Below are 493 nucleotides of genomic sequence, written 5' to 3' on the forward strand. Positions count from 1 at the left end.
GTCAAGCCGTTGATACATACTGGGGCTGGGCCTTTACAGTCGATAACATCAAATACGATGGTCTCGCTGGTCTGGTTACCACAACCGTCTTCGAACAGAATACGTACTGCATGGTAGATGTTATCTCCCATCGCAGAAGTAATGATTGGGAAAGTACCGTCAAATGAGTAAGTACCGTCTCCGTTGTCCGTGATATTTGCTAATACGTTGCCAGCAGGGCCAGCTTCCGGTACAAATTCGTTAGACTTGATGTCACCGTCGCCGTTAGCGTCTACTGCAAATGCGTCAAGCTGTGCAGATACGATGCTTACAACTAGTACACCGTCGCCGTCAAACAATTCACACTCGTCGCTTACAGAGAATGGAATGCTTACTGCTTCTTCACAGTTACCGTCGTCATCACCGAACTGGCCAGGAAGCAGGTCAGGACAGTTAGCCGTTGGGCCACCGTACTCACCAACACTTACTACTGGTGCAGTTGAGTCGTATACTT

At 48.7% G+C, this 493-nt stretch carries 1 protein-coding gene; it reads right to left on the reverse strand.

Annotated features, from left to right (window positions below; all coding sequences use genetic code 11):
• A partial coding sequence (locus ACRBG0_RS19880) for a hypothetical protein (protein WP_431488602.1) occupies window positions 1-493 on the reverse strand: 493 nt, incomplete at both ends.

Source organism: Lewinella sp., from assembly GCF_050633125.1.
Taxonomy (GTDB): Bacteria; Bacteroidota; Bacteroidia; order Chitinophagales; family Saprospiraceae; genus Lewinella.